The organism is Fusobacteriaceae bacterium, assembly GCA_031272775.1.
In the GTDB taxonomy this organism is placed as follows: domain Bacteria; phylum Fusobacteriota; class Fusobacteriia; order Fusobacteriales; family Fusobacteriaceae; genus JAISST01.
In genome coordinates this window covers 87,745-101,611 of record JAISTB010000007.1, presented here as the reverse complement: position 1 = coordinate 101,611, position 13,867 = coordinate 87,745, and the positions used below count along the sequence as shown (strand labels likewise).

The 13,867-nt window shown below is 50.6% G+C and carries 14 protein-coding genes; 8 read left to right on the top strand and 6 right to left on the bottom strand.

Annotation, left to right across the window (positions count from 1 at the left end):
• Window positions 1–2: 2 nt before the first annotated feature.
• The 6 genes from purB to LBQ97_02180 form a co-directional block, all read right to left on the bottom strand.
• Entirely contained in the window at window positions 3–1,436 is a 1,434-nt protein-coding gene (gene purB / locus LBQ97_02205) for an adenylosuccinate lyase (protein ID MDR1831530.1), read from the bottom strand.
• A 4-nt stretch (window positions 1,437–1,440) separates the two neighbouring features.
• A complete protein-coding gene (locus tag LBQ97_02200) occupies window positions 1,441–1,848 on the bottom strand; it encodes a GNAT family N-acetyltransferase (GenBank protein ID MDR1831529.1) in 408 nt (135 codons plus the stop codon).
• A 5-nt stretch (window positions 1,849–1,853) separates the two neighbouring features.
• Complete coding sequence (lepB, locus tag LBQ97_02195) at window positions 1,854–2,780, bottom strand: signal peptidase I (GenBank protein ID MDR1831528.1); 927 nt, start codon at window positions 2,778–2,780, stop codon at window positions 1,854–1,856.
• A gap of 91 nt (window positions 2,781–2,871) precedes the next feature.
• Window positions 2,872–3,222, bottom strand: coding sequence for a 50S ribosomal protein L19 (gene rplS / locus LBQ97_02190; protein ID MDR1831527.1), 351 nt, complete (start codon window positions 3,220–3,222; stop codon window positions 2,872–2,874).
• A gap of 119 nt (window positions 3,223–3,341) precedes the next feature.
• Window positions 3,342–5,108, bottom strand: coding sequence for a chromosomal replication initiator DnaA (locus LBQ97_02185; protein MDR1831526.1), 1,767 nt, complete (start codon window positions 5,106–5,108; stop codon window positions 3,342–3,344).
• Between the two features lie 194 nt (window positions 5,109–5,302).
• Complete coding sequence (locus LBQ97_02180; GenBank protein MDR1831525.1) at window positions 5,303–5,863, bottom strand: hypothetical protein; 561 nt, start codon at window positions 5,861–5,863, stop codon at window positions 5,303–5,305.
• Here LBQ97_02180 and rpmH point away from each other — a divergent pair.
• The 8 genes from rpmH (at window position 5,816) to LBQ97_02140 (ending at window position 13,780) form a co-directional block, all read left to right on the top strand.
• Window positions 5,816–5,950, top strand: coding sequence for a 50S ribosomal protein L34 (gene rpmH / locus LBQ97_02175; GenBank protein MDR1831524.1), 135 nt, complete (start codon window positions 5,816–5,818; stop codon window positions 5,948–5,950). The two genes, LBQ97_02180 and rpmH, sit on opposite strands and share 48 nt — an antisense overlap.
• A gap of 23 nt (window positions 5,951–5,973) precedes the next feature.
• A complete protein-coding gene (gene rnpA, locus LBQ97_02170; GenBank protein MDR1831523.1) occupies window positions 5,974–6,315 on the top strand; it encodes a ribonuclease P protein component in 342 nt (113 codons plus the stop codon).
• Window positions 6,316–6,341: 26 nt separating this feature from the next.
• Entirely contained in the window at window positions 6,342–6,572 is a 231-nt protein-coding gene (gene yidD / locus LBQ97_02165) for a membrane protein insertion efficiency factor YidD (protein MDR1831522.1), read from the top strand.
• 797 nt (window positions 6,573–7,369) lie between these two features.
• The gene (locus LBQ97_02160; protein ID MDR1831521.1) at window positions 7,370–8,038 is read left to right on the top strand and encodes a YidC/Oxa1 family membrane protein insertase; all 669 of its coding nucleotides are present in this window, start codon (window positions 7,370–7,372) and stop codon (window positions 8,036–8,038) included.
• A 3-nt stretch (window positions 8,039–8,041) separates the two neighbouring features.
• Window positions 8,042–8,932: a KH domain-containing protein gene (locus tag LBQ97_02155; protein MDR1831520.1), complete on the top strand. Its 891-nt coding sequence runs from the start codon at window positions 8,042–8,044 to the stop codon at window positions 8,930–8,932.
• Between the two features lie 11 nt (window positions 8,933–8,943).
• A complete protein-coding gene (mnmE, locus tag LBQ97_02150; protein MDR1831519.1) occupies window positions 8,944–10,335 on the top strand; it encodes a tRNA uridine-5-carboxymethylaminomethyl(34) synthesis GTPase MnmE in 1,392 nt (463 codons plus the stop codon).
• Window positions 10,336–10,426: 91 nt separating this feature from the next.
• Complete coding sequence (locus LBQ97_02145) at window positions 10,427–10,762, top strand: hypothetical protein (protein MDR1831518.1); 336 nt, start codon at window positions 10,427–10,429, stop codon at window positions 10,760–10,762.
• 21 nt (window positions 10,763–10,783) lie between these two features.
• Window positions 10,784–13,780, top strand: a complete 2,997-nt coding sequence (locus tag LBQ97_02140; protein ID MDR1831517.1) for a DEAD/DEAH box helicase — start codon at window positions 10,784–10,786, stop codon at window positions 13,778–13,780.
• Window positions 13,781–13,867: the final 87 nt, after the last annotated feature.

Below are 13,867 nucleotides of genomic sequence, written 5' to 3'. Positions count from 1 at the left end.
CGTCATACATGGAGCGTCGCGTCCATCCCGAGGAGGTCTTTGTATTTTTCCAAAACGGGATCGACTTCATCCCGGATGAATTCTTCGGTCTGTTCCCGGGAAAAACCGATAAAATTCTTAGGATTTATCAGCGATAAAAATTTTTCTTTGTTGAGCTTAAAAGTCGGATCGGCGATAATCCGCTCGGTCAGGTCGTTTTCTTTCCCCTCGAGCTTGACGCGTTTTCCCGCTTCCATAGAATGCACGCGGATCCGTTCATGGAGCTCCTGCCGATCGCCGCCCGCTTTGACGCATTCCATGATGATGTATTCCGTCGCCATAAAGGGGAGCTCCTCCCGTATCCCTTTTTCGATCATTTTGGGATAGACCACGAGGCCCGAGAGGATATTTTTCCAGATCAGCAAAATGGCGTCAACGGCCAGAAAAGCCTGGGGGACCGAAAGCCGTTTGTTGGCCGAATCATCGAGGGTCCGTTCAAACCACTGGGTCGCGGCGGTCATGCCGACGCTCTGGGAAAGCGCCATGACAAATTTGGCCAGGGACGCGATTCTTTCCGAACGCATGGGGTTTCTCTTGTAGGCCATGGCCGAAGATCCGATCTGGCTTTTTTCGAAGGGCTCCTCGATTTCCTTTCTGTGCTGCAGGAGCCTGATGTCGTTTGTGAATTTGTGGGCCGACTGGGCGAGATTTCCCAAAAGATTCAAGATCTGGGCGTCGATCTTTCGGTCATAGGTCTGGCCCGTGACCGAAAAGCGCCTGTCAAAGCCCATTTTTTCGGCAATTCTCCGGTCGAGCTTTTTGACTTTTTCATAGTCCCCGTCAAAGAGCTCGGCAAAGCTGGCCTGGGTGCCGGTGGTTCCTTTGGCCCCCCGGAAACGAAGCGTCTGTTCCCGGAATTCCAGCTCTTCGAGGTCCAGCAAAAGGCTCTGGGTCCAGAGCGTCGCGCGTTTTCCCACCGTCGTCAGCTGGGCCGCCTGAAAATGTGTGAACCCCAGCGTCGGCTGGGCCTTGTGGGCCAGAGCGAAGGCCTTCAAGTCCGCGATGACGTTGACGAGCTTTTGCTTGAGGATCCCAAGGCCGTCCCGGATCTGGATCAGATCGGTATTGTCCCCCACAAAGGCCGAGGTTGCCCCCAGATGGATGATTCCTTTGGCCGAAGGGGCCGCGAGTCCGTAGGCGTAGACATTGGCCATGACGTCGTGGCGGACTTCCGCCTCGCGTAATTTAATGACTTCATAGTCGATATTCGTGATGTTGTCCCGGAGTTCCCGGATCTGCTCTTCCGTAATCGGAAGGCCCAGTTCCCTTTCCGTTTCGGCCAGAGCCGTCCACAGCTTTCTCCAAGTCGTAAATTTTTTTTCCGGAGAAAAATTGTAGAGCATTTCCTTTGAACTGTAGCGCTCGGCCAGCGGGTTTTCATAGCGGTTTTTTTCCATGACTTCACCCCTTCTTTTCGTATACCATGATGACGGCGTTTTCATTGGTGTCGCGATAATAGTTTTTCCGTAAACTCAGCGTTCTGAAGCCGTTTTTTTCATAAAAGCGGATCGTGTCCCCGTGGCTTTGCCTGACCTCCAGGAAGATCTTCTCTTTTCCCATGGCTTTGGCCTTGGCGAGAAGCCTTGTGGCAAGGCCTTTCTTCCGGCAGTCGGCCCGGGTCGCCAATTTGATCATTTCCCAGGCCTCGATGGTATCAAAGAGAATCAGATAGGCTTCGACCGCGTCCCTTCCCTCGGTCAGAATCTCATAGCCGGGATTTTCTTCCATAAAGTAAATTTCCGCCGCCGAAAGGGCGTTTGTGGGAAAAGCCGCGGCCTCTATGGCGGCGATCTCCAGAATTTTTTCCATAGGTCCTACCGCAAAAGCCCGATCCGGCGCAAGGGCCAGAAGCGCAAAAGGGGCCGTCCCTTTATTCTGTCTTCGGCCACGAAGCCCCACATGCGGGAATCGAAGCTGTTTTTTGTATTGTCGCCCAGCGCGAAATAATAGTCTTTTTTCGAGATAAAGCTTAAGGTCTCCCCCCGCATGAGCCGCTCAAGTTTTCCCTTTTCGTGGAGAACATCGAGGAGCATGCCGGTCTTTTCACCGTTTACGCGCACTTCAAGATCCGGGAGGATCTTGTCCAGTTCGTACATGTCCCCGATCAGGTAGTCCTGCACCTCTTTGACATCTATTTTCCGCCCTTTGAGCCAGGCTTCATAGTCCATTTTGGGGATGATCTCGATGGCGTCCCCGGCTTTGGGGATGATCCAGGTCTCATAACCGAGCTTCCCCGCGTTGATATAACTTCTTCCGGGGACTTTCTCCCCGTTGATGAAAAGACTGTCTTCCTTGATGTTGACCCTGTCCCCGGGAAGCCCCATGACCCGCTTCGTATAGAGGTCTTTATCGGTAACCGGTTCCTTGAAAATGAAGATCTCGCCGACCCTGGGCTTTCTGAACCGATAGACCGCCATATTGGCGAAAAGTCTGTCCTGCTCCAGGATCGTGGGGATCATGGATCCCGTGGGAACGACAAAATTCCCCAAATAATAGGCCCGGATCAGAAAAAGGACCGCCAGGGTGCTTGCGACAAACTCCAGAAGCCAGATCACGTTTCTTACGACGAGTTTCGCCTTGGTCCCGGTCACGTGGAACCCCGCGATTACAGTCGCCGTAAGCTTTTCCCGCTTTTCCGCCAGGATCCGCCCCACTTTTTCTTCCCGGATCAGCACATAGAGCAGAATCGCGGTCAAAATCACGTAAAAGGCCACATAAAAGTAGAATTTTCCTTTGTTCATCTCATCCCCCTTTCCATTTTCACAGATATTCTATCACACTTTGCGAAAAAGGAAAAGAAAAAAACCGGGATTGTCCGGTTTTTTCTTCCGCTTATTTTCTGATTTCCTTGATTCGCGACTGTTTTCCGGAGAGTCCCCGCAAGTAGTAGAGCTTGCTCCGCCGCACTTTGCCGATTTTCAAAACCTGGATTTTTTCAATCATCGGGGAATTCATCGGAATAATGCGCTCAATGCCGATGCCCGAGCTCACTTTTCTGACCGTGAAGGTCTTGGATACGCCGCCGCCGCTGATTCTGATACAAACGCCCTCAAAGACCTGAATTCTTTCTTTGTTGCCCTCGATGACTTTGTAGTGGACCGCAATGGTGTCGCCGGCCTTAAATTTGGGAATATCCGTTCTCAGATATTCTTTTTCGGCGAGCTCAATCAATTTTTCTTTCATGTTTCGCTTTCCTCCTTGAAGATATTCATTGGCGGATCCGGGGATGGTCCCCTGCCCCAAGCGGAATACCTGATAAACCATATGATTTTATCATATTTTTGCAATAAAGTCAACGGTTTTTATTTTTTTCCCGCCAGCATCTCTTCCACATACGGGAGCACCATGCCCTCATAGACGACGTTTTCTCGGACCTTTGCGCTGTCTATGGCAAAGGCCGGGTTGTCTCCGGCGGCTCTGGCCACGGCCGCCTCCAGCAAGGCGGTCTTGTCGGTTTCCTCCATGCCCGCGAAGAGGCTTTCCCATTTGTCCCGGGCGTTTTCTGTCGCCTCCGCCCGCGTTTCTTTTTCGGGGGAGGCCCCTCCCGCGTCAATGACTTTGGCGTAGTCGTCAAAGAGTCTCATTTGCTGGGACATCTGCCGGTCTTCCTTGGCCGCTTCTTTTTGTTTGTTTTTCAGTACGCCGTTGATATACTGGACAAGGCTTTTTTTGATGGAGGAATTGACGCTTTTGAGCGCCAGCAACACTTCTCTCGCGTATTTGATGCCGTTTGTCTCATAGATCGTCTGGAGTTTTTCCTCCGCCTCGCGGCTCCAGGCCTTGGCGATATAAGGATTCGTTTTGACGGCCCGCAATTGCTCTTTGAGCGCCTCGGGGAGGACTCTTTCGGCAGTCGCCCCCGCAAGGGCGATTTTCGTTACGCGAAAGCCCGCATCCGCCACGGCGTCGCTGGATTTGTCGGGGAGCGCCGCCGGCGCCTTTGCGGGAAGATTGCGCGCTTCCCGGTTTTTTTCCTTGATCCATTCGGAAATATGACAGGTGCCGTCTTTTTCCGGATTAAAGCTGTACTCGATGTAATACGTATCTTCGGCCTTGACGTAGCTCGATCCGTAGGAGAGGATATAGCCCGCACGCACGAGGACGTCGTAGGCCTTTTCGATTCTTTTGAGGACCTGCTTGACTCGCGAGAGCACGTATTCTTTCTCCACGCCTCTTTTGTTGACGCGTTTTGTGATCTGCTCGATCTTTAAGGGGATAATGGCCGCTAGGGTCTTGATGTTGATCCGGCCTTCCCTGTCGGCGAAGCGGATCTGACTGATGTACTTGTAAATGCGGGCCGCGATGGGATCTTCTTCCAAAAGGCGGACCAGTTCTTTTGATTTGTAGATGATATAGCGCTTTTCTTTGATTTTGTTCCGGACGTTTTTGTTGAGGTACACCCGGTAAAAGCGCTTTTTGCCCTTGGAAAGCTTCTGGTAGGAAAGCAGCCTGAAGGAGGCGTCTTCAAACTTGAATTTTCCCATCTTCGTGTGGTTGTCTATGGTAAATTGATATTCCGTTCTGTAGAGATTTTTCAGGGCCTGCTCGACTTTTTTGTAGTAGGTCCGGTTCATTTTGAGCTCGAGGAATTTCTCGATGAAATCCCGTATTTCAAACTCGAGAAAATCTTCTTTTTCGTCCACTTCGGCCTTGACCTCGTACATAGAGATCAGGTAGGTATAGATCTTTTCCTCGAAGGTGGAGGGCTGGAAAACCATGTCGGCGTTGCTTCTGGGAATAAGGGTGCTCTGCATGGTTACGCCCAAATCCTGAAACACGTATTCAAAGTTGACGCGCTTGTTTTGCTTTTGGTAGGTGAAAAAGGGGAAAACGATCATTTCCAGCGGGATATTGATCCGTCTCTCCTCCAAATTCAAAAAGTTTCCCGTTTCCCGAAGCACAATCTCCTTGACTTCAATATCGGGGACTTCGTTGATGGATATTTCCACATGTTTGAGATCTTCCAAAAGGGAACCGGAATTCAGGATGGTAAGGCTGTCAAAGGAATCGGTCATGTCGGTCTTGCCTTCTTGAGGGACGACAGGTTCAAAAAATTCTTCGGTTGTCATAGTCGATCGTTCCTTGCTGATGTTTTAAAAAGATATGCAGATAGCAAGCCTATTATAACCTATAAGTCAAAAGAATTCAACTTTATTTTTCATGGAAAAAGCAACTCATTACAAATTGTCACCAAAGAACGGCGAAAAAAATTTTCGTGTATATAATCAATAATACCCCACAAAAAGCAGGGCTTTGGTGTCCATCAACAAAAATAAAGTTTTTTGCGGTTTGACGCCCTTTCGCCGGCGTTCTTCAGCTGGACCCCTGAAATATTGGCTTTTCCCGCTATGCACAGGGATAAAAATAAATGTGTATACGGGTAAAAATAAAAGCCCTTCGCGCCTTCCCGCGCCGTTTCGGAAAGAGCCACTCCCTTTCCCGGGAAAAATCCGCCGTTTTTCGGCTTTTTTTCGCGATATACGGATAAAAATAATTTTTCTTCCCGTTTTTTGCCTGTTTCCGCATTCTTCTCCCTCCCTGGAACGGGTTTTTTCCGCTCTTTTTCTTGTGTTTTCAAATAAAAATATTTTTTGCCCGCCTGCCCGCGCTTTTCCGTCTCTCCAAACTTTGCGCCCTCTGTACAACAAAACCTGAACTCAATAAAATACAACAGACAAACCGCTTCCGTTTCAAAAATTGCAGGAAAGACTTGACTAAATCGGAAAAATCTTTTATAATAAATAGCTGAGACAACTTCAGACGGGAGGTGAACAAAATGAAAAGAACCTATCAGCCCAACCGGCACAAAAGGAAGAAAGAACATGGTTTCCTTTCGCGGATGGAAACCAGGGGCGGCAGGAAAGTTTTGAAACGGCGCAGACTTAAAGGCAGATACAAATTGTCGGCCTGATCCGGCCGCCGGAGTAACGATTGATGAATACGCTCAAAAAAGACAGAGAGTTTCAACTGATCTATAATCAGGGAAAAAAAACTTTTGGCTATTACTCTCTGATTTTTTTTCTTAAAAATTCCTCCAACACCAAAAATTGCGGATTCGTTGTCAGCAAGAAAACAGGAAACGCCGTCTGCCGTAACCGGATCAAGCGTTTATACCGCGAATATTTGAGAATAAACGACGCGAGGATCAAAAACGGTTACGACCTGATTTTAGTCGGAAAAAGAATTGCCGGTCAGAACATCAAGTCCCTGTCATACGATACCCTCGGACGGGATCTGGAAAAGATGTTCAGACAGAGCAATCTTTTTATCATGTAATTTGCATCGTACGGGGCCCTTTGTCCATGAAAAAAATCGCGCTTTTCCTGATTCGCTTTTATCAGCGCCAGATCAGTCCATATTTGGGGAAAAATTGCCGTTTTATCCCCACCTGCTCCGCTTACGCCTACGAGGCCATCGAAGTTCATGGTCTGATAAAAGGAACTTATTTGGGAATCAGAAGAATATTGAGATGTCACCCCTTTCACAAAGGGGGATATGACCCCGTACCGAAAAAAAAGGAACCAAGTCTTTAATTTCAGGAGGATTTCATACGTAAATGGATAGCATAAAAAAATATCTGCCGATGATCATATTGTTTATCGTGATGTTCGTCTTTTTCCGCAACAAGGAAGGAAACGGCAGCAAAAAGAGTGAATACAAGCCGGGAACCTATTACGCGGCCGTCCAATATCCCGAGCGAACGGGATTTCTGAAGAGAATCACAGGGATCTTCAAAAAAGAGGCGAAAAAAGAACCGGCGCCCCTGACGGACGTGCTGGCCATCACCCTGGGCAAGGACAAAATCGAATCGATAACGGTGGCCAAAGGAGATTTTTACCTCAATAACGCCGCCCTTGTGGATCGTTTCACTTCCCGTTTGATCGCGGAAAATAACGATAAATTCGTGGATCTGACGGATGTCAAAGAAGAACAGCAGGGACTTTCCCTGGCCGCGGACGCCATCAAGGGGACGCTCACCCGCGCCATGAATCTCACCCGGGAGAAAAAAGACAAGCTCCCCGTCGGGACTTTCAGAACGCTGGTCAGAATGGAAAACGGCGAATTTATGCAATTGGAAGCGGTAATCAGCAGTGAAAAAATCGATAAACTCAGAGTGCAAGCCATGGGTCTCGGGGAAAAAGAGACGGCGAGGCTCGCCGCTTTGATCACGACTTATCTCGATCAAAGAAAACCCGACGTCAGTCTACCGACAGACGCGGCTTACGAAGAAAAGGCTCTGGCCGAGGGGGTTCGCAACATTCTCGATGAGACCCTTGTCCGGGATGAGAGCTACGGCGTCGTAAAACGCTCCAACGTTGTCTATCAGACGATCAAGGATTTGATCGCCAACCTCATTCTGGGGATCAACAAATTTGTCAGCAACTATGTGTTTGCCATTATCCTGGCGACTATTGTGATCAAAATCATCATGCTGCCGCTGACGATCAAGCAGGACAAATCCATGAAAAAAATGAAAAAGCTGCAACCGGAACTCGATAAAATCAAAGAGCGGTATAAAGGGGACCAGCAGGCCCAACAGCAAGCGACCATGGATTTGTATAAAAAGCACGGCATCAGTTTTATGGGGATGGGCGGATGTCTTCTGCTTCTGATCCAGATGCCTATCCTGATCGCGCTCTTTGGCGTACTGCGTTCGGGCATCATTCCCGAATTCGCCAGGGCCGTCGCGGAAATTTTTTCAAACGGCGTCGGCTTTGTATCGGGATTTATGGTGGGCCCCGTGTTTTTGTGGATGGACCTCGTCAATCCCGATCCCTATTTTATCCTGCCGATCCTGACGGGCGTCGTGACCTGGCTTCAGCAAAAGTTGATGACAGGCGGCGACGAAAACCCCATGATGAAGAATATGACGGTATTTATGCCGATCCTCATGGCCTTTATCGCGCTCAACATGCCTTCCGGCGTACAGATCTACTGGTTTGTGTCGACGGTTTTGTCCATGGTGCAGCAATATTGGATCATGAAAAAGGGGGACTGAGCTATGGCCGGAAAAACCATAGTTATCGATGACATCAAGGCAATGACGAAAGAAGAAGCCGTCGAACGGGCTTTGAATATCGCCGAGGCGAAGCCGGAGCACATTGTGGCCGTGACCGAGGTGAAAAAAGGCAGATCCTCATTCTTCGGGCTTTTCACGTCCGAAGGGATCTATTCCGTAGAAATCGACAAGACAAGAAAGCCCCAGCCTAAGGCGGAGCCTCAGGAAAAGAAAAAAGAGACCCCGCGAGAGACGGCAAAAGACGGCAAAAAAGACCTCCGTAAAGAGGAAAAGCGAGAGGGCAAGCGCGACGAGCGCAAAAGGGAAAAACCCGTGAAAACAGAAAAAAGCGCGGTAATTCCTGATTCCGCCCCAGAAAAATCCGACAAGGCCGCGTTTTTTGACGCGATCCACGACGAGGGCGAGGACATGACCCCCGCCGCCGATGAGCGCTATGAGGACATCACGGAAAGCCTTGCCGAAAAAACCAGGGCCATCCTTGAAAAAATGGGCCTTGTGCTCAATGTCAACGTCACAAAGCTCTCCGAGCGCAATTATCTCGTTGAGATCTTTGGCGAGGACAACGGCATCATCATCGGCAAAAAGGGCAAGACCCTCAACAGCTTCGAGTATCTGTTGAAATCCATTTTCAAGAAGTACCGGATTGAGGTGGACGTCGAGGGTTTCAAGGAAAAACGTTACGACACGCTGAAAAAGCTCTCGAAAAAAATGGCCGAAAAAGTGCTGAAGACCGGAAAAACCGTAAAACTCAATCCCATGCCCGCAAGGGAGCGGAAAATCATCCACGAAGTGATGAACAAATACCCGCAGATCGATACCTTCAGCGAAGGAAGGGAACCGAACAGATTTATCATCATCAAGAAAAAACGATAGGGAGCGTTTTCATGCGATACGATACGATCGCTGCCATATCCACCCCCCCGGGCGAGGGGGGTATTGCCGTTATCCGGATATCGGGACCGCGAGCCATGGACATTACGGAAAAAATCTTTTTCCCCAAATCAAAAAGGCCGCTCAAAGATATCCGGAGTTTTTCGCTTTGCTACGGTCATATCCGGGACAATTTGACACAAGGGACGCCGGTCGTGGACGAAGCCCTCGTTTCCCTGATGCGCGGCAAAAAGACCTACAGCGGTGAAGATACGGCGGAAATCAACTGCCACGGGGGGAGGATTCTCGCGGAAAAAATTCTGTCCCTCACGCTCAAAAACGGCGCCCGGCTGGCCGAAAAAGGCGAATTCACCAAAAGGGCCTTTCTGAACGGAAGAATAGATTTGACCAGGGCCGAGGCCGTCCGTGACTTGATCGAAGGAAAAAGCGACGGCGCCCTGACGCTGGCCCTAAAGCAGCTACGGGGAGATCTTGCGGCAGGCATAGAGGCCTTGAGAGAGAAAATTCTGGCCGTTTCGGCCCATGTCAACGTCGTCCTGGACTATCCCGAGGAAGGGATCGAAGAACCTTTCCCCGCGAATCTTACGGCGGATCTCCAAAGCGTGAATGACAGCTGCGAGGCCCTGATCGCTTCCTATGACGCGGGAAAACTGATCCGGGACGGGGTAAAAACCGCCATCGTGGGAAAACCCAACGTCGGCAAATCGAGCTTACTAAACGCCCTCTTGCGGGAAGAGCGGGCCATTGTGACGGAAATCCCCGGGACGACCCGGGACACCATCGTCGAAGAAGTCAAAATCAAAGGGATTCGGCTCGTGTTGGTGGATACGGCGGGGATCCGCCAGACCGCCGACACCATTGAGGCCATGGGCGTCAAAAAATCCAGGGAAACCCTTGAGGAGGCGGACCTGATTCTTTTTGTGACCGACGCCTCGGTTCCTCTTGACGGCGAAGATTTGGCCATTTACGAAAACATCGGCGCTGAGCGCTATCCGAAGACCCTTTGGATCCTAAACAAGATCGACAAAGGCGTCAACGAAGACAAAGAAGCCTTTCCGGGGATTAAAGCCCGGGCCGCGCTTTCGGCCCTGACCGGAGAAGGGATCAAAGCCCTTGAGGAAACCATCGGCGGATTTTTGCTGAAAGAAGAAAAAGAGACGGCGGGATCGCGCCTGATCCTGACCAATATCCGGCACAAGGCGGCCCTTTCCAGGGTCTCGGAGGCGCTTTCTTCGGCCCTGTCGGCCATTGCCGCGGGCTATCCCGCGGACCTTATGGCCCTTGACCTGAAGGAGGCGGCGGACGCTCTGGGGGAAATCACCGGAGCGGTCTCCACGGAGGACTTGCTGGATCGGATATTCCGGGATTTTTGCGTCGGCAAATAAAGGCCCGGGCGTCTCCGGAGGGGTCGGTTTGTGGCGCTGACGCCAATTTGCAAAAACAAAGAAACCAAATTTTATTTTTAAGAATATACACATGAAAAAGGAGGCCGCCATGGACGCGCTCATCAGCGATTTTCTCAGTTATGCCCGGGATCTTCCCTGGCTCGGGATTTTCGCGGGCTGGATTTTCGCGGTCAATCTCTGGAGCTTTCTTTTGATCTGGCGAATGGGGCGGCGACGGGAAAAAGGGAAAGCGGAAATTCCGATTTTCCGACTTGTCGTTTACGCGGTTTTGGCGGGAACCCCGGGGATTCTCTACGGGCTTTTCCGCTTCAAAGAAAAAAAAGGCGGACGGATCCTGAAAGCGGCGCTCTTTATCTTATTGCCGACGCAGATTTTTCTGCTCGCGAGACTTTATATCGGCTGGTAGGGATCCGGCCGGGAAACCATCATGGAAAAAGAACTGATCCGGGAGTACCGGGGAAAAATCCCCGAGTATCTTCTGAGCCAAGCGAAAAAAATCGTCTATGTCTGCTCTTCCAACCGGAATATCGCAGACTATTCGTCTTTTTTGCGCGAAAATTTCGCGGGGGCCCTCGTGCGGGTCGAAAGCGCCGGGGACAGCGAGGAAAAGGAAAAGAACAACTATGACGCGCTGGACGCCCTGAAGACGCAGTCGAGCTATATTGTGCTACTCTCTTTGGAGGGCTATTTGAGGGATTTTTACCGCAAAGGGGACGCCTGGCGTTTCGCGCTGGGGGAGGCCGTCAAGCGGAAGGATCTCGAGGAGAAATTGATTCAAAGCGGCTACGAAAAAAAATATATGGTCGAAAAAAGAAAAGAATACAGTATACGGGGCGATATCGTGGACATCTATCCGATCAGCGGAGAATATCCCGTCAGATTGGAATTTTTCGATGAAATTCCGGAACGGATTACGCATTTTGACCCTGAAAGCCAGCGCAGCATAAAAAAGCATGAAAAACTTGATGTGTATATTCACAACAATAATGCCGAACCCCTTTCTTTTCTTGATTTTCTCACGTTGGACCCCGATCCGGAAAAAGCGGTTTTTTTTGAAAATCTCGAGCTTTTGGCCTACAAATTTGAAGAAATGGTCTTAAAAAACAGAGAGGATGAAGAGCTCCGACGGGAGCGCTTTATGCGTCTCTATGAGGAGGGGCGGGAGATCGAGCTGCTGTCCTTTCCCGAAGAGAGGCTGGAGCAATTCCGGAGCGTCGAAGCCGTCAAGGCCCTGGGATCGGACAAAAACATTTCCGTGGAGCTCTACACCTATGAGGAGATGCGCTACCGGGAGCTTCTCAAAAATAGCGGCGTCAAAATCCACCCTTATCGCTATTTCGAGGGCTTTTCGGAAAAAAAGGGCCGGAAGGAGCGGCTGGTTCTGACGGACCGGGAACTGAAGGGGATCAAGATCAGCCCCCGAGAAGAGGAGCGCCGCAAACTCCGCTATATTGACGTATCGAGAATACGGGAAAACGATTATATCATCCATAAGAATTTCGGCGTCGGCGTCTATCTGGGGATAGAAGTCATCGACGGCAGGGATTATTTGAAAATCCGCTACGCCGACGAGGACAGGCTGTTCGTCCCCGTCGAAAGCATTAAAAATATCGAAAAATACGTCTCCACTCCGGGCGAAATCCCCGAGATCTACCGCCTGGGCCGCCACGGCTTCCGACGGAAAAAGGAAAAGCTCAAGGAAGAGATGATCAAATTCGCCAAGGAAATCATTGAAATCCAGGCGAGACGGGAAAAGGAAAGGGGTTTTGTCTATTCCCCCGATACCGTGTGGCAGGAGGAATTTGAGGAGGGCTTTCCCTACAAGGAGACCGTTTCCCAACTGAAGGCCATCAACGACGTCAAGAAAGACATGGAAGAGGGTCGGATCATGGACCGGGTCATCTGCGGCGACGTGGGCTACGGAAAGACGGAAATCGCCTTGCGGGCGGCCTTCAAGGCCGTTACGGACGGAAAGCAGGTTGCGATCCTCGTCCCAACAACGGTCCTGGCCGAGCAGCACGACGAGCGATTTACGGAGCGCTTTTCCAATTACCCGATCACGGTGGCCTGTATGAGCCGCCTGAAGACAAAGGGCGAACAGGCCGAAATCCTCAAAAAAGTCAAGAGCGGAACCGTCGATATCCTGATCGGCACCCACCGGATCCTTTCTGACGACCTCGATTTTCATGACCTGGGCCTGGTCGTCATCGACGAGGAACAGAAATTCGGCGTCAAAGCCAAAGAAAAACTGAAAAAACTGCGGACGAAGGTCAGCGTGCTTACGATGACGGCGACGCCCATCCCCCGGACTCTCAATTTGTCGCTTCTGGGTATACGGGATATTTCCATTATCGATACGCCCCCCGAGGGGCGAAAACCCATCGAAACCGTCCTCATCGAAAAGGAGGACGCCCTCATCAAGGCCGCCGTCATGCGGGAAATCGCCCGGGAGGGCCAGGTCTTTTACATTTACAACTATGTGCGCGGCATGGAAGAAAAGGCGGCGGAGCTCCGGGCCATTCTTCCCCCTTATGTGCGCCTCGACTATATTCACGGCCAGATGCAACCCAGAGAGATCAAGCGGAAGATTTCGGCCTTTGAAAACGGCGACTTGGACGTCTTGCTCTCGACGACCATCATCGAAAACGGCATCGACATCGAAAACGCCAACGCCATGATCATCGAAGGCATCGAAAAACTGGGCCTTTCCCAGATTTATCAGCTCCGGGGACGGATCGGCCGGGGGGAGCGCAAAGCCCACTGCTATCTTGTCAACGCCCTCTCCGGGGGAAAGAAAGTGCGGGAGCGCGAAGAGAGCATCAAAGAGCTTAAAGACGTCGGAGGCGGATTTCAACTTTCCCTTGAGGACATGCGCATCCGGGGCGCCGGCGAGATTTTGGGGGAAAAGCAGCACGGAGCCCTCGAGACCTTCGGATACAATATGTATATCAAAATGCTCAAGGAAGAAATGGCGAAACTGAAAGGGGAATACCGCGAAGAGCGGGATATGCCGGAAATCAAGGTGCTGAACCACGGCTACATCCCCGATACCTATATCGAAAAAGACGAAAAGATCGTGATTTACAAGCGCATGGTGGAAATCGAAGACGAGGCGGAACTCCGGAATTTGCTACAGGAGATCGAAGACCGCTTCGGCCCCGCCCCTGAGGAAGTGGGGGAGCTTTTTTCCTACCTCTCGATCAAAATGAAGGCGGAAGCCCAAGGCATTGCCCTCATTGAGGAAAGGGACGAGGGATATTTCATCCGCTTTGACAACACGCGCTTGAAGGACAACAAAAGGACGCTTCTGATCAACCTTGTGGCCAATAAAAAGGCGCAATATCACAAAGCCCTCGAAGGAATCCTCTATTGGGGGACGCTGGACGCGTTCTTCGCGGAACTTGAAAATCCCGTGTTCTCCTGAGCACAAAAAATTAAAAAAGAGAAGCGCTTTCTTCCTTGACAAAGAAAGCCCCGAAAGACTATAATGTAAGAAAAAGGGGAAAGGGAA

Bases quoted from the DNA above. Each gene is read 5' to 3' on its own strand.
- LBQ97_02155 (MDR1831520.1), top strand. From the start codon at position 8,042: ATGGCCGGAAAAACCATAGTTATCGATGACATCAAGGCAATGACGAAA.
- mnmE (MDR1831519.1), top strand. From the start codon at position 8,944: ATGCGATACGATACGATCGCTGCCATATCCACCCCCCCGGGCGAGGGG.
- lepB (MDR1831528.1), bottom strand. From the start codon at position 2,780: ATGAACAAAGGAAAATTCTACTTTTATGTGGCCTTTTACGTGATTTTG.
- LBQ97_02185 (MDR1831526.1), bottom strand. From the start codon at position 5,108: ATGACAACCGAAGAATTTTTTGAACCTGTCGTCCCTCAAGAAGGCAAG.
- LBQ97_02140 (MDR1831517.1), top strand. From the start codon at position 10,784: ATGGAAAAAGAACTGATCCGGGAGTACCGGGGAAAAATCCCCGAGTAT.
- LBQ97_02180 (MDR1831525.1), bottom strand. From the start codon at position 5,863: ATGTTCTTTCTTCCTTTTGTGCCGGTTGGGCTGATAGGTTCTTTTCAT.
- rnpA (MDR1831523.1), top strand. From the start codon at position 5,974: ATGAATACGCTCAAAAAAGACAGAGAGTTTCAACTGATCTATAATCAG.
- LBQ97_02145 (MDR1831518.1), top strand. From the start codon at position 10,427: ATGAAAAAGGAGGCCGCCATGGACGCGCTCATCAGCGATTTTCTCAGT.
- LBQ97_02200 (MDR1831529.1), bottom strand. From the start codon at position 1,848: ATGGAAAAAATTCTGGAGATCGCCGCCATAGAGGCCGCGGCTTTTCCC.
- yidD (MDR1831522.1), top strand. From the start codon at position 6,342: ATGAAAAAAATCGCGCTTTTCCTGATTCGCTTTTATCAGCGCCAGATC.
- purB (MDR1831530.1), bottom strand. From the start codon at position 1,436: ATGGAAAAAAACCGCTATGAAAACCCGCTGGCCGAGCGCTACAGTTCA.
- rpmH (MDR1831524.1), top strand. From the start codon at position 5,816: ATGAAAAGAACCTATCAGCCCAACCGGCACAAAAGGAAGAAAGAACAT.
- rplS (MDR1831527.1), bottom strand. From the start codon at position 3,222: ATGAAAGAAAAATTGATTGAGCTCGCCGAAAAAGAATATCTGAGAACG.